Origin of the sequence: Streptomyces sp. KR80 (assembly GCF_052245555.1) — a bacterium.
GTDB lineage: Bacteria > Actinomycetota > Actinomycetes > Streptomycetales > Streptomycetaceae > Streptomyces.
Genome location: NZ_JBQQCD010000011.1, coordinates 106,099 through 125,767, shown reverse-complemented (window position 1 = coordinate 125,767; position 19,669 = coordinate 106,099). Strand labels below are relative to the sequence as shown.

Sequence of the window (19,669 nt, the reverse complement as noted above, 5' to 3'; positions counted from 1 at the left end):
GTCAGATCCGGTAGCCGGAGCCGGGGACGGTGACGATCACGGGCGGTTCGCCCAGTTTGCGGCGCAGGGTCATCACAGTGACCCGTACGACGTTGGTGAACGGGTCGGTGTGCTCGTCCCAGGCCTTCTCGAGCAGCTGTTCCGCCGAGACCACGGTCCCCTCACTGCGCATCAGCACCTCCAGCACCGCGAACTCCTTCGGCGCCAACGGCACCTCCTTGCCGTCCCGGAACACCTCGCGGCGGTTCGGGTCCAGCTTGATCCCGGCGCGCTCCAGCACAGGCGGCAGCGCGACCGTCGCACGGCGTCCCAGGGCCCGTACCCGCGCCGTCAGCTCGCTGAAGGCGAAGGGCTTGGGCAGATAGTCGTCCGCGCCGATCTCCAGGCCCTCCACGCGGTCGCTGACGTCACCCGAGGCGGTGAGCATCAGGACGCGCGTGGGCAGACCGAGCTCGACGACCTTGCGGCAGACGTCGTCGCCGTGCACCAGCGGCAGGTCGCGGTCGAGGACCAGGACGTCGTAGTCGTTGACCCCGATCCGCTCCAGGGCGGCGGCGCCGTCGTACACGACGTCGACGGCCATGGCCTCCCGGCGCAGTCCGGTGGCCACCGCATCGGCGAGCAGTTGCTCGTCCTCGACGACGAGTACGCGCACGGCGGGTGTCCTTCCCTAGAGGCCTGTGGGCAGGCCGGATGTCCTTCGTTCGGGCCACTCCATCGTGCCTCGAACGCTCATAAACCGGAGGTAAGGGGTCGGGCCGAAGGGGGAAATCCGGATTCACCTCTCCGTTGAGGTTTCTCTGAGGTGAGCCGGGGGGAGGACGAATGGCACACCTGAGATCACGCCCTGTGCGCGCTTGTGCGACCTGCTGTCCCCGCAGGGGCAGGCTGCGTGATCAGCAACCCGCCGTCGGCACACCCTGTGCCACCGACCCACGACGAGGGGGCGCAATGGACGCGTTCACCGCAGGCCTTCTGCAGCGCATACGAACCACGGAGTCCGATCTCACGCGCGCTCGCGAGACGGGCGACGACTTCCTCGCCGAAGTGGAGCAGGCCGAGCTGGACGACCTGCACCGCCTGGCCGCCGAGCACGGCGTGCAGATCGGCGCTCGCGTTTGCGGCTGAACCGCCGCGCGCGGACCTGGTGGCGCGCCGTGGGGGTTCCTCAATTGATGGTTGCCCTCAGAATTTGTGATGGTTGCGCTGACAGTTGGGCGCCCCGGGAAGATCTCCCCGGGGCTCCCGACGCTTGTTTGCACAAGTCAGTCGTGCCAGGCGCCCAGGTCTTCCAGCAGGGCCTGGAGCTGCTCGAAGACGCCCGGGGACGCGGCGACGGCCAGCTCGTGCGACAGGGGTTCGGCCGGCCGCCCGCCTGTGAGGGCGCCCGCCTCGCGGGCGATCAGCTCGCCGGCCGCGTAGTCCCAGGGGTTGAGCCCACGCTCGTAGTAGCCGTCGAGCCGCCCGCAGGCCACGTCGCAGAGGTCGATCGCGGCCGACCCACCCCGCCGGATGTCCCGGACCTGCGGCAGCAGACCGCGCAGCGTCTCCGCCTGAGCCGCACGGCGCTCGGTGACGTAGCCGAAGCCGGTACCGACGAGCGCCTGTGCCAGCGGGGGCGCGCTGCGATGCCGCAGGCGCTGCTCGCCGAGGTACGCGCCCTCGCCCCGCACCGCCCGGAAGGTCTCGCCCCGCTCCGGGACCTCGACCACCCCGACAGCTGTCTCGCCGTCGATCTCGGCCGCGATGCTCACTGCCCAGGAGGGCAGTCCGTAGAGGTAGTTCACCGTGCCGTCGATGGGGTCGATGATCCAGCGCACGCCGCTGCTTCCCGCGATGCTGGCGCCCTCTTCGCCCAGGAAGCCGTCGTCCGGCCGCGCCTCGGCGAGATAGCCGGTGATGAGCTTCTCGGAGGCCAGGTCCATTTCGGTGACCACGTCGATGGCACTCGTCTTGGTCGCGGCGACGCCGAGGTCGGCGGGGCGGCCGTCGCGCAGCATCGCGCCCGCCCGGCGCGCGGCCTCCAGAGCGAGGTCCAGGAGTTCGTTCTCGAGCTGGTCCGTCACAGTGCTCCTCACAAGTGCTGTCGCCGTGCTGTCACGCGTACGGGCTGTCGGCGCCCGCGGCCGCGGCGTGCGGGGTGCGTGCCGGGCAGCAGCCGATGGGGCAGAGGTCGTGGCTCGGGCCGAGTGCCCCCAGCGCACGGCGCTCGGCCACGCGGCCCCTCTCCGCTGCCGCGCGCTCCAGGATCAGATCGCGGATGCCCGCCGCGAAGCGCGGGTCGGCGCCGACGGTCGCGGCCCGGGATACCGGAAGCCCGAGCTCCGCGGCCTTCGCCGCGGCCTCGGTGTCGAGGTCGTACTTGACCTCCATGTGATCGGAGACGAAGCCGATCGGCACCATCACCGCCGCCGGTGCCCCGGCACCGTGGAGCTCCTCCAGGTGGTCACAGATGTCCGGCTCCAGCCAGGGGATGTGCGGAGCGCCGCTGCGCGACTGGTAGACGAGCCGCCAGGGGTGTTCGGTGCCGGTCTCCGCGCGCACGGCCTCGGCGATCAGCCGCGCCACGTCCAGGTGCTGGGAGACGTACGTGCCGCCGTGGCCGTGCCCGTCGACTGGTCCGGAGGTGTCGGCCGCTGCGGTCGGGATGGAGTGCGTGGTGAAGGCCAGATGCGCCCCGGCTCGTACAGCGGGTGGCAGGTCGGCGAGTGCCGCGAGCGTCGCATCGATCATGGGCGCGACGAACCCGGGGTGGTTGAAGTAGTGCCGCAGCTTGTCCACCCGGGGCAGTGGCAGTCCCTCGGCCTCCAGTGCGGCCAGGGCGTCCGCGAGGTTCTCGCGGTACTGCCGGCAGCCGGAGTACGAGGCGTAGGCGCTGGTGGCGAAGGTGAGGATGCGCCGACGGCCGTCCCGCACCATCTCCCGCAGCGTGTCGGTCAGATACGGCGCCCAGTTCCGGTTCCCCCAGTAGACGGGAAGGCCGATACCGTGCTCCGCGAAGTCCTTGCGCAGCGCAGCCAGCAGCTCCCGGTTCTGGGCGTTGATCGGGCTGACGCCGCCGAAGAGGTAGTAGTGCTGCCCCACCTCCTTCAGCCGCTCGCGGGGGATTCCGCGGCCTCGGGTGACGTTCTCCAGGAACGGCACGACGTCGTCCGGGCCCTCGGGGCCGCCGAAGGACAGGAGAAGCAGGGCGTCGTACGGAGCGTGGACCGGCTGTTCGGGCATACCGCCGATCCTGCCACCCTCTCCCCGGCTCCGACGGGGGTGCCCCACCACGGCCGGACATCCGCGGGAGCCCCTTCCGTCAGCCGGGTCAGTCAAGACATTCCAGACCGGGGTGCGCTTGCCTCACGGGCGCCCTCTTCGGGCTGCCGCATCCCACGGTCGGGCCGCCCGCCGGTGGCCACTGGGTGCATATGCGATGGCCATGAGTATGATCCCCCTCCAACTGGCCGGGAACTCGCCGTTGCTGGCCGTGGCGCTCTTTGTCGCGGGCCTGTCCATCGCTCCCACGATGGTGACCACCATGGCCCTCGTCGAACAGCACGTACCGCGCGCGACTGACCTACGGGCAGGACCTGGACGAGCACCGGGCTCGCGACCGCCTGTGGTGCTCGGCTCGTCCGCCGCCGGACGGGCGGCAACAGCCGAGGGGACGCGGCGTACGCGGTGCCGGCGGCGGCCGGGGCGCTCGCGGCGGCGGTGGCATTCCTGGGGTCCCGCCGGCTGCGGCCGGCGCCCGAGCGGGAAGGGTCTGCGGCGGATGAGCGAGCAGAGCAGCACGTGGCGTAACTGGGCGGGGAATGTCACCGCCCGACCGGTCCGGTCCCTGACACCGTCGTCGGCCGAGGAGCTGGCGCGGATCGTGGCGGCGGCCGCGGAGGACGGACTGACGGTGAAGCCGGTCGGGACAGGCCACTCCTTCACGGCCACGGCCGCCACGGACGGGGTGCTCATACGACCCGACCGGCTCGTCGGCATACGCGAGATCGACCGCGCCGCCGGAACCGTCACCGTCGGCGCGGGCACCCCGCTCAAGCACCTCAACCAGGCGCTCGCGGCCGCCGGCCTGTCGCTGACGAACATGGGCGACATCATGGAGCAGACGGTCGCCGGGGCGACGAGCACCGGAACCCACGGCACCGGCCGGGAATCCGCCTCGATCGCCGCCCAGATCACGGCGCTCGAGCTCGTCACCGCCGACGGCTCGATCGTCAACTGCTCCGAGAAGGAGAACCCGGAGATCTTCGCGGCGGCCCGGATCGGGCTGGGAGCGCTGGGCGTCGTCAGTTCCCTCACGTTCGCCGTGGAGCCGGTCTTTCTCCTCACCGCCCGTGAGGAGCCGATGCGCTTCGACCAGGTCATCGCGGACTTCGATCAACTCGTGGCCGAGAACGAACACTTCGAGTTCTACTGGTTCCCGCACACCGACAACTGCAACACCAAGCGCAACAACCGCAGCGCCGGTCCCGCCTCCCCTCCCGGCCGGATCAGCGGCTGGATCGAGGACGAGCTCCTCTCCAACGGCGCTTTCCAGCTGGCCTGTTCGCTGGGGCGCGCCGTTCCCGCGACCATTCCCGCCATCGCCGGGATCTCCAGCCGCGCGCTCTCCGCCCGTACCTACACCGACATCCCCTACAAAGTCTTCACGAGCCCGCGCCGAGTCCGCTTCATCGAGATGGAGTACGCCCTGCCACGCGCCGTCGCCGTGGACGCGCTGCGTGAACTCAAGTCCCTCGTGGAGCACTCGGACTTCCGCATCAGCTTCCCCGTGGAGGTACGGATCGCGCCGGCCGACGACATCGCCCTGTCCACCGCCTCGGGCCGGGACACCGCGTACATCGCCGTCCACCTGTACCGGGGAACTCCGCACCAGGGGTACTTCACCGAGGTCGAGCGGATCATGACCGCGCACGGCGGACGGCCGCACTGGGGCAAGCTGCACACCCGGGACGCCGGGTATCTGGCCGAGGTCTATCCGCGCTTCGGTGAGTTCACCGCCCTGCGTGACCGGTTGGATCCGCAACGAGTGTTCGGCAATGCCTATCTGCGACGCGTCCTCGGGGACTGACTGACGGACCGTCACCATCGCTGCCAGGGCCGCCAGGAGCCCGGCTATCCGGAGATTCCGCTTCCAATTCGATGGATCCTGTGAACATCACCACCCCCACCCCTCTCGGCTCTATGCCCAACTGCCACACCCCGTGAGAACTTGAGCGGCGCGGCGGCTGCACCGGGGTGGCCCGAATGGAGTACTGTGACGATTCCTGGGTCCGGTTTCCCGTCAAGCCACCCGGACCTACCCGAGAGGGCCGGCGGCGGTGCTCGGACCGGCGGGGCCGCGGCACGGCACGGGAACGGGGCACGGGACGACCGGCACGGTCACTGAGAGTGCAAATAGGTAACCGTGTCATAACGGCGGATCCGGGCGCATGCCCGACACGTCAGGCAACTCGGCAATGTTGTGGCAGGCTGCACCCCGGGCAGGCCACACTCGTCTAGCGGAAGCAGCGACGCACGTGACGTCGGCAGGCACCACCCGGGAGGTCCCCATGCCCGAACTGCGTGTCGTGGCCGTCAGCAACGACGGCACACGGCTGGTGCTGAAGGCTGCGGACAACACGGAGTACACGCTTCCGATCGACGAGCGGCTGCGCGCCGCCGTGCGCAACGACCGGGCACGGCTGGGCCAGATCGAGATCGAGGTCGAGAGCCATCTCCGTCCCCGCGACATCCAGGCGCGGATACGTTCCGGTGCCTCCGCGGAGGAGGTCGCGCAACTCGCGGGCATCTCGGTCGACCGGGTACGGCGCTTCGAGGGTCCGGTCCTCGCCGAGCGCGCCTTCATGGCCGAGCGGGCCCGGAAGACGCCGGTCCGGCGGCCCGGGGAGAACACCGGTCCGCAGCTCGGTGAGGCGGTGTCGGAGCGGCTGCTGCTGCGCGGCGCCGACCGGGACACGATCCAGTGGGACTCCTGGCGGCGGGACGACGGCACCTGGGAGGTGCTGCTCAGCTACTGCGTGGCCGGCGAGCCGCACTCGGCGAGCTGGACGTACGACCCGCCGCGGCGGCTGGTGCAGGCCGTGGACGACGAAGCGCGTTCGCTCATCGGGGAGACCGACGACACGCCGGAGCCGAGCTTCCCGTTCGTTCCACGCATCGCACGGCTGCCCCGCGAACGGTCGCAGGACCGGCCGGCGTCCGCCCCGGGACCGGAGCCGGAGGAGAGTGGCGACCGGGACTCCCTGACCAGCCTGCTGGAGGCGGTGCCGAACTTCCGTGGCGACATGGTCGTACCGGAACAGACGTCGCCACCGCGCACCGAGGAGCCCGAGGAGGAGCCGGAGACTCCGGCGGAACCGGCGGCGCCCGCGGCTGCCGGTGCGGGGTCGGCGTACGCGGACGTGCTGATGCCCCGGTCGGTGGCCGGTCACCGGGACCGGCTCACGGGTACGACGGACCGCCAGGCGGAGGCGGACGGTGTCCGGCCGGGCCGCCGTGCCGCCGTGCCGAGCTGGGACGAGATCGTCTTCGGCACGCGCCGCAAGAAGCAGGACTGACCGGGTCCGTACGACGAGGCCCCCCGCCGTTCGGTCGGGGGGCCTCGTCGTCCTCGTCGTGAGGACCGTCAGCCCGGATCGGCCCCTGTCGCCACTGGCCGCTGGGGATCCGAGGACCATTCGCTCCAGGAACCGACGTAGAGAGCAGCGGGGATGCCCGCGACCGCCAGGGCCAGGACCTCGTGCGCAGCCGACACGCCCGATCCGCAGTAGACGCCGACCGTGGCGTCCTCGCCCGCCCCCAGCGAGGCGAAACGCTCCCGCAGGTCCGCCGCCGGCCGGAACCGGCCGTCCTCCGTGACGTTCTCCGTCGTGGGCGCCGACACCGCACCCGGGATGTGGCCGGCGACCGGGTCGATCGGCTCGACCTCACCCCGGTACCGCTCTCCGGCCCGCGCGTCCAGCAGCACGCCGGAGCGTGCCAACGCCGCCGCGCCGTCCGCGGACAGCAGCGGCACGCCCCCGGGCCGCGGGACGAATCCGCCCCCGTCCGGCGCGGGGACCTCGGTCGTGAGCGGGTGTCCCTCGGACGTCCAGGCCGAAAGCCCGCCGTCCAGCACCCGTACGTCCTCGTGCCCCGCCCACCGCAACATCCACCACGCCCTCGCGGCGGCCCACCCCAGCCCGCCGTCGTACGCGACCACCGGCCGGTCGGCGGACACACCCGCCCGGCGCATGGCGGTCCCGAAGGCGTCGAGAGCCGGCAGCGGGTGGCGGCCGGCTGCACCGGCCGGTCCGGCCAGCTCGGTGTCGAGGTCGACGTAGACGGCTCCGGGGATGTGCCCGGCCTCGTATCCGGGCCGTCCGGGCGGACCGCCCAACTGCCAGCGGACATCGAGCAGAACCGGAGGGTTCGCACCCTCCCTCCTGTCGCCGCCTTCGGCGCAGGAGGGGCCCAGCTCCTTCGCGAGTCGGGATGCAGTGACGATGGCGTTCATGGTTCCCATCCTGACGCAAGCGGTACGACTCCCGGGACGACGGCGCCTCCAAGACCCGACCTCCCCTGAGGGGTGCCCCCACAGCCCAGAAAGGGAAGTGAAACACCAAATCGGGCATACCTCGGCGGGAACCGGCCGATTGCGGCGCGGCCGAGGCGTACTCCGCGAACGGTGGTGCAAGCATCTGGACGGGGCGCCTCCGGGACGACGGCGCGCGCCCCCGTACGGTCCCGCACGACCACCACGATGGTCCGAGGAGAATGTGACGATGACCGAGGTTTCGGGGTCCCCCCGCGAGCTCTCCCAACCGGACGACCTCCGGGGAAGCGGTCGGGGAAAGGTCCGCTGCACACCGGGCACGCCCTGCTGGGTGAGCCTGATGGTGCACGGCCTTGACTCCACCCAGGACTTCTACGGCGCTCTGTTCGACTGGACGTTCAGCCCCGGCCCTCGCCAACTGGGCCCATATGTGCAGGCGCTGCTCGACGGCCGGGTGGTCGCCGGGATCGGCACCCTGCCCCCCGACCGCCATCTGCCGATCGCCTGGACGCCCTACTTCGCCACGGACGACGCCGACGTGACGGCCGAGCAGATCCGGTGCTGCGGCGGCACGGTCGGCGTCGGCCCGCTGGACGCGGGTGAGGCAGGGCGGTTGGTCATCGCCTCCGACCCGACGGGCGCGGTGTTCGGCGCTTGGCAGGGCAGAAGGCACATCGAGGCGGAAGCGGTCGGCGAACCCGGTACCCCGGTCTGGAACGAGCTGCTGACCCAGGACGCCTCGATGGTCGGGAAGTTCTACGCGGCCGTCTTCGGCTACGAGTCGCAGGTGCTCGCCTCGGCCGAACACGGCCATCTCACCCTGCATCTGGGAAGCCGCCAGGTCGCCGCGATCCACGGCGTGGGGAACGCCCTGCCGCACGACCGCGGCCCGCACTGGATGACGTACTTCGAGGTGGCGGACACCGACGCGGCGGCCCGCCGGGTGGCCGAACTGGGCGGGCAGGTGGTGCGATCGCCACGCGACGCGTCGACGGGCAGGCTGGCGACCGTCGCGGACCCCGAGGGCGCGGTCTTCACGATCGTGCGCAGGGCCTAGCCCATCGCGTCGGAGCGATCCGGGCCGTACGGCTCGCGGACGTCGGGCTCGGCGGAGTCGACCGGGAGCACGTCGGGTGAGAGGGCAGCGGCCCGCGCGACGGCCGCGGTCATCCGCCGCAGGTGGTGGCGCCGGCACAGCACTTCGTACCCGACCTGGTCCCCGGCTCCGCCCACGTCGCCGATGACGACCTGGGCGCCCTCGACGACCATCCGGCCGCCCACCGTACGGGCGTTGTGCGTAGCACGGGCGCCGCACCAGCACAGCGCCTCGACTTGAAGTACCTCGATCCGGTCGGCGAGTTCGACGAGCCGCTGGGAGCCGGCGAAGAGCTTGGTGCGGAAGTCGGTGGTGATCCCGAAAGCGAAGACGTCCAGTGCGAGGTCGTCCACGATGCGCGCCAACTGGTCGATCTGCGCGGGCTCCAGGAACTGCGCCTCGTCGGCGATCACGTAGTCGGCACGGCTGCCGGCGGACAGATGGCCGACGAGGTGTGCGTAGAAGTCGAAGCCGGGGCCCGCCTCGATCGCCTCCGTCACCAGCCCGAGCCGGGAGGACAGCTTGCCTTCCCCGGCCCGGTCGTCCCGGGTGAAGATCATCCCTTGCAGACCGCGCGCCGAGCGGTTGTGTTCGATCTGGAGAGCGAGGGTGCTTTTGCCGCAGTCCATCGTGCCGCTGAAGAACACCAGCTCTGGCATGGGGATTTGGGGCCTTTCGTAAGGCGGAGATCTGGGGGCGGAAGCTGCGCCGGGCGTGGGGGCGCAAGGCCATGCGAGCCCGCCGGTCAGGTCCGTACTTCGAGCAGCGGCACGAGCTGCTCGATCGCGGTCATCGAGCCGTGCAGCCCGACCATCGCCGACTCGTGCGGCTCGGTCTCGGTTGCCACGATCGCGACATCGTCGCAGGCCGCCACGACCACGTCGCCGATCCGCCGGTAGACGCGCTCGTCCACGCCGGCTCCCGCCGGGCCGAACCAGCCGGCTTCGATCGCCTCGTCACGGCTCGCCACCCACATCCGGTCGCCGACCACCTCGCGCCAGACCGCGGCCACGTCGGCGGCCGCGCCCGGCACCGCGTAGACGTGCCGGGCCCGGCCCTCCCCGCCCAGCACGGCGACTCCGGCGCGCAGCTCCCAGTCCTCGTCGAAGTCGATCCGCGACTCCGGGTCGAAGGGAATGTCGATCATGCCGTGGTCCGCGGTGATGTAGAGCACCGAGCGCTGCGGCAGCTGCTCGGCGAGGCGCTGGGCGAGCCGGTCGACGTACATCAGCTGGCCGCGCCACGCGTCGGAGTCCACGCCGAAGCGGTGGCCCTTGCCGTCGACCTCGCTGTAGTAGGTGTAGACGAGGGAGCGGTCCCCGGCGGCCAGTTGCTCGGCCGAGACGTCCATCCGCTCCTCGCCGGAGAGCCGGCCGAGGAAGCTGCCGCCACTGAGCGCGATCTTCGTCAGCGGCGTGTGCTGGAAGTCCGGCGAGGTGACCTGGCAGGTGTGGATCCCTGCGGCGGCGGCGAGTTGGAAGACGGTGGGGTACGGCTGCCAGAGCTGCGGGTCGACCCAGGGCTTCCAGCGCAGCTGGTTCATCAGCTCGCCGGTGTCCGGGTTCATGACGGTGTACCCGGGCAGCCCGTGGACACCCGGTGGGCGGCCGGTGCCGACGGAGGCCAGCGAGGTCGCGGTGGTGGACGGGAATCCGGCCGTTATCGGGGTGCCGGTGCCGCCCCGCGAAGTGGCGAGCAGGCTGGTCAGGAAGGGCGCCTCGTCGGGATGCGCCTTCAGTTGCTCCCAGCCGAGGCCGTCGACGAGGAACACGCAGACCCGGTCGGCCGGAGCGAGTCCGAGCCCGGACGACAGCCCCGGTACGCCCTGGCCGGTGGCGACGGTCGGCAGCAGATCGGCCAGCGAACCGGTGCCGAACTCCGGCGCCGGTGCGCTGAACGGGTCGAGGGATGCGGGCTCGTGCCAGGCGGAGCCCGCGGTGGCCGGCTGAACCATCAGCGGCCGGTCATGGAGGCCACGGTGGCCTCGGACAGCGCCTGGGCGAAGGTGAGGGCCTGCCGGACGGTGTCGGGTCCGTCGCCCGCCTCGCTCACCCGCAGGCTCAGATCGTCCGCGGTGGAGGAGCCGGTGTAGCCGTGGTCCGCCTCGCAGTTGGGGTCGCCGCAGGCCGCGGGTTCGAGGTCGATGCGGTTGACCGCACCCCAGCCGATGGTGAGGACCACCTCGCGGGGCAGCGTGCCCGGGGTGTACGACTCGGGGTTCGCCACGACCCGGCTCACCACGACGGAGGAGATCCGCTCGAGCGCGACCGACTCGGTGGAGGTGGTGGCGTACGGCGACGGGGACGTGCCGTCGGCGGGCTGCTCGTCGGTGTGGCTGACGATGAAGCGGGTGCCGGTGAGGACGAGCACGGTGACGTGCCGGCGCACCTCGTTGGCGTCGAAGGTGGTCTCCTGGTGGACCAGATACGACGCGACGGCCTCGCCGCCCACCGCGGCCTCCACCGCCTCGGCCACGAGAGCCGGGTAGTAACCACTGCGCTCGATCGCCGCGCGCAGCCCCTGGGTCGTCGTACCGGTCTTCGCCATGGGCCCATCCTACGGGGCGGAACACGCCCCGAGCCTCCCCCGCCGGGGCCTGCTCCACTCGCATCCCGAGCGCCCCGCTCACGGGCAGGCGGAGCACGGACGACCTCAGTACGCGGGGAGGCGGCGGGGGCCCAGGTCCGCCGGGGCTGGGCGGGGCGCAAGGCGTACGGAAGCCCCGAGCACGGTCAGACCGTGCGGTGCGACCACCACCGGCTCGAGCTCCACCTGGACGACCTCGGGGTGATCGTCCACCAGCCGGGAGACCCGGAGCAGCAGCTCTTCCAGGGCGGCGGTGTCGACCGGCTGGGAGCCGCGCCAGCCGAACAGGAGGGGGGCCGTCCGGATGCTCCGGATCAGCTCTGCGGCGTCGCGGTCGGTGACGGGGACGAGCCGGTGGGCGGTGTCTCCGAGCAGCTCGGAGGGGGCGCCGACGAGTCCGAAGGACAGCACCGCGCCGACCGCGGGGTCGATGGCGGCCCGTACGACCGTGTCCACGCCCCGCGGAGCCATCGCCTGGACGACCGGACGCAGCTCGTCGGCCTTGCCGAGGGCGTCGGTGAGCTCCTGGTGGGCCCGGCGCAACTCGTCCTCGGTAGTGAGGTCGAGCCGTACGCCACCGAGGTCGACGCGGTGGCGGAGGTGCGGGGCGGTGGTCTTCAGCGCCACGGGGTAGCCGAGCCGGGCGGCCGCCGCCACGGCGGCGTCCGGGTCGGGCGCGGGGAGCATGCGGAGCACCGCGATGCCGTAGCGGGCGAGCAGCCGCTCCGCGTCGGGGGCGGCGAGTGGTGTGCTGCGGGGAGCGCGTACCCCGCCGGGCTCCACGGCGTCCGGTCCTGCGAAGTCCTCGACGGCCCCGAGCAGCGTGTCGATGTCGGCCCCGGCCGCGGCCTCCTCGATGTCCTCGTACTCGGGCACCCGGCCGGGCTCCGCGGCGTACCGCCGCCACTGTGCGTAGCGCACGGCCTCGCCGAGCGCCCGCACGGCCCGCTCGGCGGCCGGGTAGGTGGGGATGCACGCGCCGCGCGTCGGCAGCGGCTCCTGGAGGGCGGCGGTCAGGCCCTCCATCTCCAGGTGGGCGACCACCACCGGCTTGGTCGCGCCGGCTGCGGCGACCGCCTCGCGTAGCGCCGCCGCCAGGGCGGGCTCGCCCTCCGCGGGGTCCGGGTGCACGTCGTCCGCCACCCAGGGGATGGCCGTCACGACGACCGCGTCGCACACGTCGTCGGCCAGGGCCTCGGTCAGCGCCTCGCGGAAGTCGTCGGGGGTCGCGGCCGTGGTGAGGTCGCGCGGCGGGAGCGGACGGAGGCGCTCGGTCAGGCAGGCGTCGTAGGCGAGCAGGCCGAGGGACTCCGAGTTGCCGAGGATCGCGACCCGCGGGCCGGACGGCAGCGGCTGTCCGGCGAGCAGCAGACCGGTGTCGGCGAGCTCGGTGATCGTGTCGACGCGGATCACCCCGGCCTGCCGGAAGAGGGCGGAGACGGTGGCGTCGGGGATACGCGTCGTGGGCACCGTGTGGCCGGGCGGCTCGCTGCCGCTGTGCCGGGCGCCCTTGACGACCACGACCGGCTTGACCGCGGCGGTGCGGCGGGCGAGCCGGGTGAACTTCCGCGGATTGCCGATGGATTCGAGGTACATCAGGACGACGTCCGTATCCGGGTCGTCGTGCCAGTACTGCAGGAAGTCGTTGCCCGAGACATCGGCGCGGTTGCCCGCCGAGACGAACGTGGAGATGCCGACCTGGCCCGCACCGCGCCGGTGCAGTCCGGAGAGGAGCGCGATGCCGATCGCGCCGGACTGGGAGAACAGCCCCAGCCGTCCGGCGGGCGGCAGCTCGGGGGAGAGCGAGGCGTTGAGGCGTACCGCGGGGGCGGTGTTGAGCAGGCCGAAGGCGTTCGGCCCGATGATGCGCATGCCGTACGAGCGGGCCTGGCGGACCAGCTCGCGCTGCCGGTCGCGCCCGGTGGGCCCGCTCTCCGCATAGCCGGAGGAGACCACGACCAGACCCTGCACCCCGTGCTCGCCGCAGTCCGCGACGACGGCCGGCACATGCTCGGCGGGGACGGCGACGACCGCCAGATCCACCGGCTCGGCGATCTCGTGTACGGAGCGGTGGGCCGGGACGCCCTCGGGTTCGAGGGTCGGGTACCCCTCGGGGAATGCGTGGTTGACCGCGTGCACCCGGCCCGTGAAGCCACCGTCGAGGAGATTGCGCAGCACCGTGCGCCCGACGCCACCGGGCGCACGGCCCGCGCCGACGACGGCGACGGAGCCGGGGGCGAGCAGCCGCTGGACGGACCGGGCCTCGGCGCGCTGCTCACGGCCGCGCTGGACGGCCAGCGACTGGTCGGTGGGTTCGAGGTCGAGTTCGAGGCGGACGACGCCGTCCTCGAAGCTGCGCTCCTGGGTGTAGCCGGCGTCCGTGAACACCTTGATCATCTTGGTGTTGGCGGGCAGCACCTCGGCGGCGAAGCGGCGGACACCGCGCTCGCGCGCGACGGCGGCGATGTGTTCCAGGAGGGCGGAGGCGACGCCGCGGCCCTGGTGGGCGTCCTGCACAAGGAAGGCGACCTCGGCCTCGTCGGCGATATCAGGGGGTACCGCGAAGCGTCCGTTGAGGGTGGCGGTGGGAGACTGGCGGGACGATGCGGGCATCCCACGGGAGTCGATCCGGTCGTAGCGGACCGTGGCGATGAACTCCCCGCCGACCGTGGCGGCCAGTCCGACGCGGTCTACGTAGTCGTGGTGGGTGAAGCGGTGGACGTCACGGTCGGAGAGCCGGGGGTACGGTGCGAAGAAGCGGTAGTACTTCGACTCGTCCGAGACCTGTTCGTAGAAGCTCACCAAGCGCTGCGCGTCGTCGGGGGTAATGGGACGGATCTGCGCCGTGCCACCGTCGCGCAGCACGACGTCGGCCTCCCAATGGGTCGGGTACACATGCTCCGACGGCGTCCGCATGAGGCCAAGCGTACGGGCGGGGGGTGGAGCGGAGCACTCCACACGACGTGAGAGACTTGACGGACGCGACTGGTCTAGACAACCGTGACCACCTAACCTGACACGACCTGACACCACCCGAAGGGCAACACCATGGTTGAGCGCCGCGTCACCGTCGGCTTCGCTGAGGGCCTGCACGCCCGGCCCGCTTCGATCTTCGTCCGCGCCGCGACCGCCGCCGGCGTTCCCGTGACGATCGCCAAGCCCGACGGTAGCCCGGTCAACGCCGCCTCGATGCTCGCCGTACTGGGCCTGGGCGCCCAGGGAGGCGAGGAGATCGTCCTGGCTTCCGAGGCCGATGGCGCCGAGATCGCTCTGGACCGCTTGGCGAAGCTGGTCGCGGAGGGGCTCGAAGAGCTCCCTGAGACCGTCTGAATTCTTCTCCGCTCCGCCGATTCGGCGGCGGCGGAATGCATGAGAGAGCCGCGGTGGCCGTACTCGCCACCGCGGCTCCCTTCTTTTCTGCTTTTCCCGCAGTGCCCAGAGGAATTCCCGGCCTTTGTATACAGGCTTTCTGTTAATTCCGGGCGCTCACCGTGTTTACGGCGGGTTTCGAAGTTCTCACATGAGGCGGGCGACGGCGCCGATATCCGGCGAGGGTGCGCTCGGTGTGCACCGCCATGACGGCGCGCGCCCGGTCGGCGTCACCGCGCGCCACCGCGTCCGCTATCGCCCCGTGCTCCTCCCAGGAGTCGACCGCCCGCACCGCCGCCTCGGGCACGTACATCCAGGCGATCTTCAGCCGGACCTGGGTGAGCAGCGCAGCCAGGCTGGGGCTGCCCGAGGCCTGGGCGAGCGTCTCGTGGAACCAGCCGCCCAGCGACCGCAGATCCGCCAAGTGTCCACGCCGGGCGCGCTCCTGCCCCAGTCGCACCAGTCCGCGCAACACCTTCAGGTGTGCTTCCGTGCGCCGCTGGGCGGCACGCGCGGCGCCCAGCGGCTCCAGGAGAGCGCGGATGTCGAGCAGGTCCGCCGCCTCCTGCTCGGACGGCTCGGCCACACAAGCGCCCGCGTGCCGCCGGGTGGTCACGAAGCCCTCGGACTCCAGGGTGCGAAGGGCCTCGCGGACGGGCACCCGCGAGACGCCGTAGCGCCGGGCCAGGACCTCCTCGGTCAGCCGGCCGCCGGGCGGGTGCACCCCCGCGACGATGTCGTCGCGAATCGCCTGACAGACCGCGTGCGCCGGAATGCGGCTCCTGGCCACTGTTTCGCCACTCACACTCGACCCCGCATGGCCGGACCTCCGCTTTAATCCCCGTGAAACACGCTCGAACACCGCTTGTTCAGGGACTCTATTGCAATGCGGTTGAATTTCCGACAGCGACGGCCCGGATATGGATATCTTTTGGCCAAAGGACCGGCCAGACGGGGCCTGGTCGGTGCCTCAGAGGCTCACGCCGTGCGAGCGGAGATATCCGATCGGGTCGATGTCCGAGCCGTAGTCCGGGGACGTCCTGGCCTCGAAGTGCAGATGCGGACCGGAGGAGTTGCCGCTGCTCCCCGACAGGGCGATCTGCTGACCGGGGGTGACACGCTCGCCGACGGAGACTCCGATGGACGAGAGATGGCCGTACTGCGTGTACGTGCCGTCGGTCATCTTGATCACGACGTTGTAGCCGTAAGCGCCGGCCCAGTCGGCCTCGACGACGGTGCCCGCCCCGACCGCGCGGACAGAGGTGCCCGAACCGGCGTGGAAGTCGACGCCGGTGTGGCTGCCGGAGGACCACGCACCGCCGGAGGCCCCGTACTGGGCGGAGACGTAACTCCCCTCGACCGGCAGGACGTAGGTGTTCAGGCGCTTGCGCTCGGCCTCGCGGGCGGCGCGCTCCTTCGCCTCGCGCTCCTTCTTGGCCTCGGCCTCGGCGGCGCGCCGTGCCTCCTCGGCTCGCTTCCTCGCCTCGGCCTCGGCCTTCGCCCGGGCCGCGGCTCGTTCGGCGGCCTCCTGCTGCGCCTGGGCCTGCCGCTCGATCGTGTCCTCGAGGGTGTCGCCGGCGACGATTGCCTGGCGCAGCCCGGTCTCCTCGGCTTCCGGTGCCTCGGCGGAGGGGGCGGCGAGCGCGGGCGTGGCGGCGAGGGAGGCGACGACGCCGGTGGCGGCGAGCGTGGCTATGCCCGCGAGGTTCGCGCCGGAGCGCGCAAGACGGCGAGGCCGGCGGTGCTTCCCGGCGGCACGGGTGAACGCCATGGGGCGGCGTACTCCTTTCCTTCCTTCTCGCCTACCGGGTTAGCTGACGGGTTCGGAGCAGGAAGGTCTCCTACGGGCCCTCTCGGAGAGGCACCCGATTCACCCCAGGGGACGTGGGTCCCCGGCTCCCCTGGCTCGCGCCGTACGGGGACTCGGCGATGGCTGCCCGGGGCCGCGGATGCGGCCGGTGGTCGGCCGGACAGCCGGACCGACGCTAAACGGGACATCTGTCAAGCACCAAACGGATACAGGGTTTTGTAGCGCACACCACAGAAGAACAGGCAGCCTCACCAACAAAACGGACAGGGGCCACACCACCCCAAACGGCCGTGCCCCGGCGCCGTGGAGGCGCCGGGGCACGTCATATCCCTGGAAAAGGGAGGATTCTTGGTGGCGGTCAGCCGCCGACGACCTTCACCTCGCCGATGCCGAGGGCCCGTACGGGCTCCTCGATGGCGGACGCATCGCCGACGAGGATGGTGACCAGACGGTCGACCGGGAAGGCGCTGACGGCCGCCGCCGTCGCCTCGACCGTGCCGGTGTCGGCGAGCTGGGCGTACAACTGGGCCTGGTAGTCGTCCGGCAGGTGCTGCTCGACCTGATCGGCGAAGGTGCCGGCGACCGCGGCCGCGGTCTCGTACTTGAGCGGTGCGACACCCACCAGGTTCTGCACGGCGACATCGCGCTCGGCGTCCGTCAGCCCCTCGGCGGCGAGAGTCCGCAGCACCTTCCACGCGTCCCCCAGGGCCGGGCCGGTGGAGGCGGTGTCCACCGACCCGCTGATGGCGAGCAGCGACGCGCCCGTGCCGTCCGGAGCAGATCGGAGCACCTGACCGAAGGCGCGCACGCCGTACGTGTAGCCCTTCTCCTCGCGCAGCACCCGGTCGAGACGCGACGTCAGGGTGCCGCCGAGGCAGTAGATGCCGAGCACCTGGGCGGGCCACACCCGGTCGTGCCGGTCCGAGCCGACCCGGCCGATCAGCAGCTGGGTCTGCACGGCTCCTGGCCGGTCGACGATGACGACACGCCCCGTGTCGTCGGCGGTCACCGGCCGCACGGGGCGGGGCTCGGCGGTCCCGCCGGTCCATGCCCCCAGGGTGTCGCCGAGCACCGTGGCCAGGTCGATGCCGGTGAGGTCGCCGACGACCACGGCGGTCGCAGTCACCGGCCGGACGTGCGCCTCGTAGAAGGCCCGTACGGCCGCGGCGTCGATCCGCTCGACCGTCTCCTCGGTGCCCTGTCGCGGGCGGGACATCCGGGAAGCGGCCGGGAACAGCTCCTTCGAGAGCTCCTTGGCGGCCCGCCGGGCGGGGTTGGCCTGCTCGTGCGGGATCTCGTCGAGCCGGTTGCGGACCAACCGCTCGACCTCGTTGTCGGGGAACGCGGGCGCGCGCAGGGCGTCGGCGAGCAGACCGAGCGCCTTGGGCAGCCGGGAGGCCGGGACCTCGAGCGAGACGCGGACGCCGGGGTGATCGGCGTGCGCGTCGAGCGTGGCACCGCAGCGCTCGAGCTCGGCGGCGAAGTCCTCGGCCGTGTGCTTGTCGGTGCCCTCGGACAGCGCCCGCGCCATGATCGTGGCGACGCCGTCCAGCCCCGAGGGCTCGGCGTCGAGCGGGGCGTCCAGGTTCACCTCCACCGCCACGACCTGCTGGCCGGGGCGATGGCAGTGCAGCACGGTCAGGCCGTTGGGCAAGGTGCCGCGCTGCGGGGCCGGAAAGGCCCACGGCTTGGCGACTCCGCCCTGTGGCTGGGGGTGGAAGGTCATCGTGCTACCAGTGGGGGTGGCGTCGTTCACTGGGCCGCCTCCTCTTCTACGGTCTCGTCGGCGGCCTGGCTGTCGGCGGGGGCGGTCGGCTCGTAGACCAGGACCGCGCGGTTGTCCGGGCGCAGCCGAGCGGCGGCCACCGCTCGGACCTCCTCGGCGGTGATGTCGAGCACCCGCTGGACGGCGGTGAGCGCCAGCTGCGGGTCGCCGAACAGCACCGCGTACCGGCACAGCTGATCGGCGCGGCCGCCGACGGTGGCGAGCTGGTCCAGCCACTCGCGCTCCAGCTGCGCCTGGGCCCGCTCCATCTCCTCGGAGGTGGGCCCGTCTTCGGCGAAGCGGGCCAGCTCCTCGTCGACCGCTGATTCGATGTCCGGGATCTCCACACCGCCGGAGGCCTTCACGTCCAGCCAGCCGAGGGACGGCGCGCCGGCGAGGCGCAGCAGACCGAAGCCCGCGGCGACGGCCGTACGGTCGTGGCGCACCAGGCGGTTGTGGAGGCGGGAGGACTCGCCGCCGCCGAGGACCGTGAGCGCCAGGTCGGAGGCGTCCGCCGCGCGGGCACCGTCGTGCGGGAGGCGGTAGGCGCACATCAGGGCACGGGACGGGACCTCCTCCTCGACGACCTCGCGCAGCTGCTCGCCGATGACGTCCGGCAGTGAGCCGTCACGCGGCTCCGGCTTGCCGTCGTGGGCCGGGACGGTGCCGAAGTACTTCTCGATCCAGCTGAGCGTCTGCTCCGGGTCGATGTCACCGACGACCGACAGCACCGCGTTGTTCGGCGCGTAGTAGGTGCGGAAGAAGTTCCGCGCGTCTTCCAGGGACGCGGCGTCCAGGTCGGCCATCGAGCCGATCGGGGTGTGGTGGTACGGGTGGCCCGCGGGGTAGGCCATGGCGATCAGCCGCTCGAAGGCCGTGCCGTACGGCACGTTGTCGTAGCGCTGGCGGCGCTCGTTCTTCACCACGTCCCGCTGGTTGTCCAGGCTCTGCTGGTCGAGCGCGGCGAGCAGGCTCCCCATGCGGTCGGCCTCCAGCCAGAGCGCCAGCTCCAGCTGGTGGGCAGGCATGGTCTCGAAGTAGTTCGTCCGCTCGAAGCTGGTGGTGCCGTTGAGGGAGCCGCCGGCGCCCTGGACCAGCTCGAAGTGGCCGTTGCCCGGCACCTGGGCGGAACCCTGGAACATCAGGTGCTCGAAGAGGTGCGCCAGGCCGGTCCGGCCCTTGACCTCGTGACGGGAGCCGACGTCGTACCAGAGGCAGACCGCGGCGACCGGGGTCAGGTGGTCCTCGGAGAGCACCACGCGCAGGCCGTTGGCCAGGCGGTGCTCGGTCGCTGTCAGGCCGCCGGAACCGGCCTGTTGCGTGGCCGTGTGACCCATGGGCATGTACGTCCCTTCGATCGCGGGTGTGACTGCAGGTCGTGAACAGTGCTGCCACTGTATGCAAGCGCGCTGCCACCTGGCGAAGTTCCCGTACCGTGCGGAGCTCACACGGGTCGCGGACCACGTTGTCGGCGGGTGGGTCCACAATGGTCCGCGTCAGACCCTC

Annotated in this window: 17 protein-coding genes and 1 riboswitch; of the genes, 5 read left to right on the top strand and 12 right to left on the bottom strand. The window is 71.8% G+C overall.

Annotated features, from left to right (window positions below; genetic code table 11):
• Position 1: 1 nt before the first annotated feature.
• A complete protein-coding gene (locus ACTWQI_RS17655) occupies positions 2 to 655 on the bottom strand; it encodes a response regulator transcription factor (RefSeq protein WP_443271496.1) in 654 nt (217 codons plus the stop codon).
• A 296-nt stretch (positions 656 to 951) separates the two neighbouring features.
• Between ACTWQI_RS17655 and ACTWQI_RS17650 the strand changes: the two genes are divergently transcribed.
• On the top strand, positions 952 to 1,128 hold the full coding sequence (locus tag ACTWQI_RS17650) for a hypothetical protein (RefSeq protein ID WP_443271494.1): 177 nt from the start codon (positions 952 to 954) through the stop codon (positions 1,126 to 1,128).
• A 137-nt stretch (positions 1,129 to 1,265) separates the two neighbouring features.
• On the opposite strand, the gene ACTWQI_RS17645 is transcribed toward ACTWQI_RS17650, so the two are convergent.
• Entirely contained in the window at positions 1,266 to 2,066 is an 801-nt protein-coding gene (locus ACTWQI_RS17645; RefSeq protein WP_443271492.1) for an inositol monophosphatase family protein, read from the bottom strand.
• Between the two features lie 31 nt (positions 2,067 to 2,097).
• Entirely contained in the window at positions 2,098 to 3,225 is a 1,128-nt protein-coding gene (locus ACTWQI_RS17640; RefSeq protein ID WP_443271490.1) for a ferrochelatase, read from the bottom strand.
• 538 nt (positions 3,226 to 3,763) lie between these two features.
• Between ACTWQI_RS17640 and ACTWQI_RS17635 the strand changes: the two genes are divergently transcribed.
• Together ACTWQI_RS17635 and sepH are read left to right on the top strand one after the other, a co-directional pair.
• Positions 3,764 to 5,071 carry a D-arabinono-1,4-lactone oxidase gene (locus ACTWQI_RS17635; RefSeq protein WP_443271488.1) on the top strand — a complete coding sequence of 436 codons (1,308 nt, stop codon included), beginning with the start codon at positions 3,764 to 3,766 and terminating at the stop codon, positions 5,069 to 5,071.
• 448 nt (positions 5,072 to 5,519) lie between these two features.
• Entirely contained in the window at positions 5,520 to 6,560 is a 1,041-nt protein-coding gene (gene sepH / locus ACTWQI_RS17630) for a septation protein SepH (RefSeq protein WP_443271487.1), read from the top strand.
• 68 nt (positions 6,561 to 6,628) lie between these two features.
• On the opposite strand, the gene ACTWQI_RS17625 is transcribed toward sepH, so the two are convergent.
• Complete coding sequence (locus ACTWQI_RS17625) at positions 6,629 to 7,498, bottom strand: sulfurtransferase (RefSeq protein ID WP_443271485.1); 870 nt, start codon at positions 7,496 to 7,498, stop codon at positions 6,629 to 6,631.
• Between the two features lie 262 nt (positions 7,499 to 7,760).
• Here ACTWQI_RS17625 and ACTWQI_RS17620 point away from each other — a divergent pair, with 262 nt between their 5' ends.
• Complete coding sequence (locus tag ACTWQI_RS17620; RefSeq protein ID WP_443271483.1) at positions 7,761 to 8,594, top strand: VOC family protein; 834 nt, start codon at positions 7,761 to 7,763, stop codon at positions 8,592 to 8,594.
• On the opposite strand, the gene ACTWQI_RS17615 is transcribed toward ACTWQI_RS17620, so the two are convergent.
• The 4 genes from ACTWQI_RS17615 to ACTWQI_RS17600 all read right to left on the bottom strand — a co-directional run bounded on the left by ACTWQI_RS17615 (position 8,591) and on the right by ACTWQI_RS17600 (position 14,135).
• On the bottom strand, positions 8,591 to 9,292 hold the full coding sequence (locus ACTWQI_RS17615) for a thymidine kinase (RefSeq protein WP_443271482.1): 702 nt from the start codon (positions 9,290 to 9,292) through the stop codon (positions 8,591 to 8,593). The genes ACTWQI_RS17620 and ACTWQI_RS17615 overlap by 4 nt on opposite strands.
• Positions 9,293 to 9,378: 86 nt before the next feature.
• Positions 9,379 to 10,587, bottom strand: a complete 1,209-nt coding sequence (locus ACTWQI_RS17610; RefSeq protein WP_443271480.1) for an alkaline phosphatase family protein — start codon at positions 10,585 to 10,587, stop codon at positions 9,379 to 9,381.
• Positions 10,587 to 11,180 (bottom strand): DUF5998 family protein, encoded by a 594-nt coding sequence (locus ACTWQI_RS17605; RefSeq protein WP_443271479.1) that lies wholly within the window; start codon positions 11,178 to 11,180, stop codon positions 10,587 to 10,589. The genes ACTWQI_RS17610 and ACTWQI_RS17605 overlap by 1 nt, the downstream gene beginning before the upstream one ends.
• A gap of 105 nt (positions 11,181 to 11,285) precedes the next feature.
• Positions 11,286 to 14,135, bottom strand: a complete 2,850-nt coding sequence (locus tag ACTWQI_RS17600) for a bifunctional acetate--CoA ligase family protein/GNAT family N-acetyltransferase (RefSeq protein WP_443271477.1) — start codon at positions 14,133 to 14,135, stop codon at positions 11,286 to 11,288.
• A gap of 132 nt (positions 14,136 to 14,267) precedes the next feature.
• On the opposite strand from ACTWQI_RS17600, the gene ACTWQI_RS17595 reads away from it, so the two are divergent.
• On the top strand, positions 14,268 to 14,549 hold the full coding sequence (locus ACTWQI_RS17595) for an HPr family phosphocarrier protein (protein ID WP_443271476.1): 282 nt from the start codon (positions 14,268 to 14,270) through the stop codon (positions 14,547 to 14,549).
• Positions 14,550 to 14,691: 142 nt separating this feature from the next.
• Here the strand turns inward: ACTWQI_RS17595 and ACTWQI_RS17590 are convergent, their stop codons facing one another.
• From ACTWQI_RS17590 to ACTWQI_RS17575, 4 genes are all read right to left on the bottom strand, one after another.
• On the bottom strand, positions 14,692 to 15,393 hold the full coding sequence (locus ACTWQI_RS17590) for a GntR family transcriptional regulator (protein ID WP_443271475.1): 702 nt from the start codon (positions 15,391 to 15,393) through the stop codon (positions 14,692 to 14,694).
• 165 nt (positions 15,394 to 15,558) lie between these two features.
• Positions 15,559 to 16,359: a murein hydrolase activator EnvC family protein gene (locus ACTWQI_RS17585; RefSeq protein WP_443271474.1), complete on the bottom strand. Its 801-nt coding sequence runs from the start codon at positions 16,357 to 16,359 to the stop codon at positions 15,559 to 15,561.
• 14 nt (positions 16,360 to 16,373) lie between these two features.
• A riboswitch (cyclic di-AMP (ydaO/yuaA leader) is annotated at positions 16,374 to 16,527 on the bottom strand.
• Positions 16,528 to 16,756: 229 nt separating this feature from the next.
• A complete protein-coding gene (locus ACTWQI_RS17580; protein WP_443271606.1) occupies positions 16,757 to 18,124 on the bottom strand; it encodes a M16 family metallopeptidase in 1,368 nt (455 codons plus the stop codon).
• 26 nt (positions 18,125 to 18,150) lie between these two features.
• Entirely contained in the window at positions 18,151 to 19,506 is a 1,356-nt protein-coding gene (locus tag ACTWQI_RS17575) for a M16 family metallopeptidase (protein ID WP_443271473.1), read from the bottom strand.
• Positions 19,507 to 19,669 lie beyond the last annotated feature (163 nt).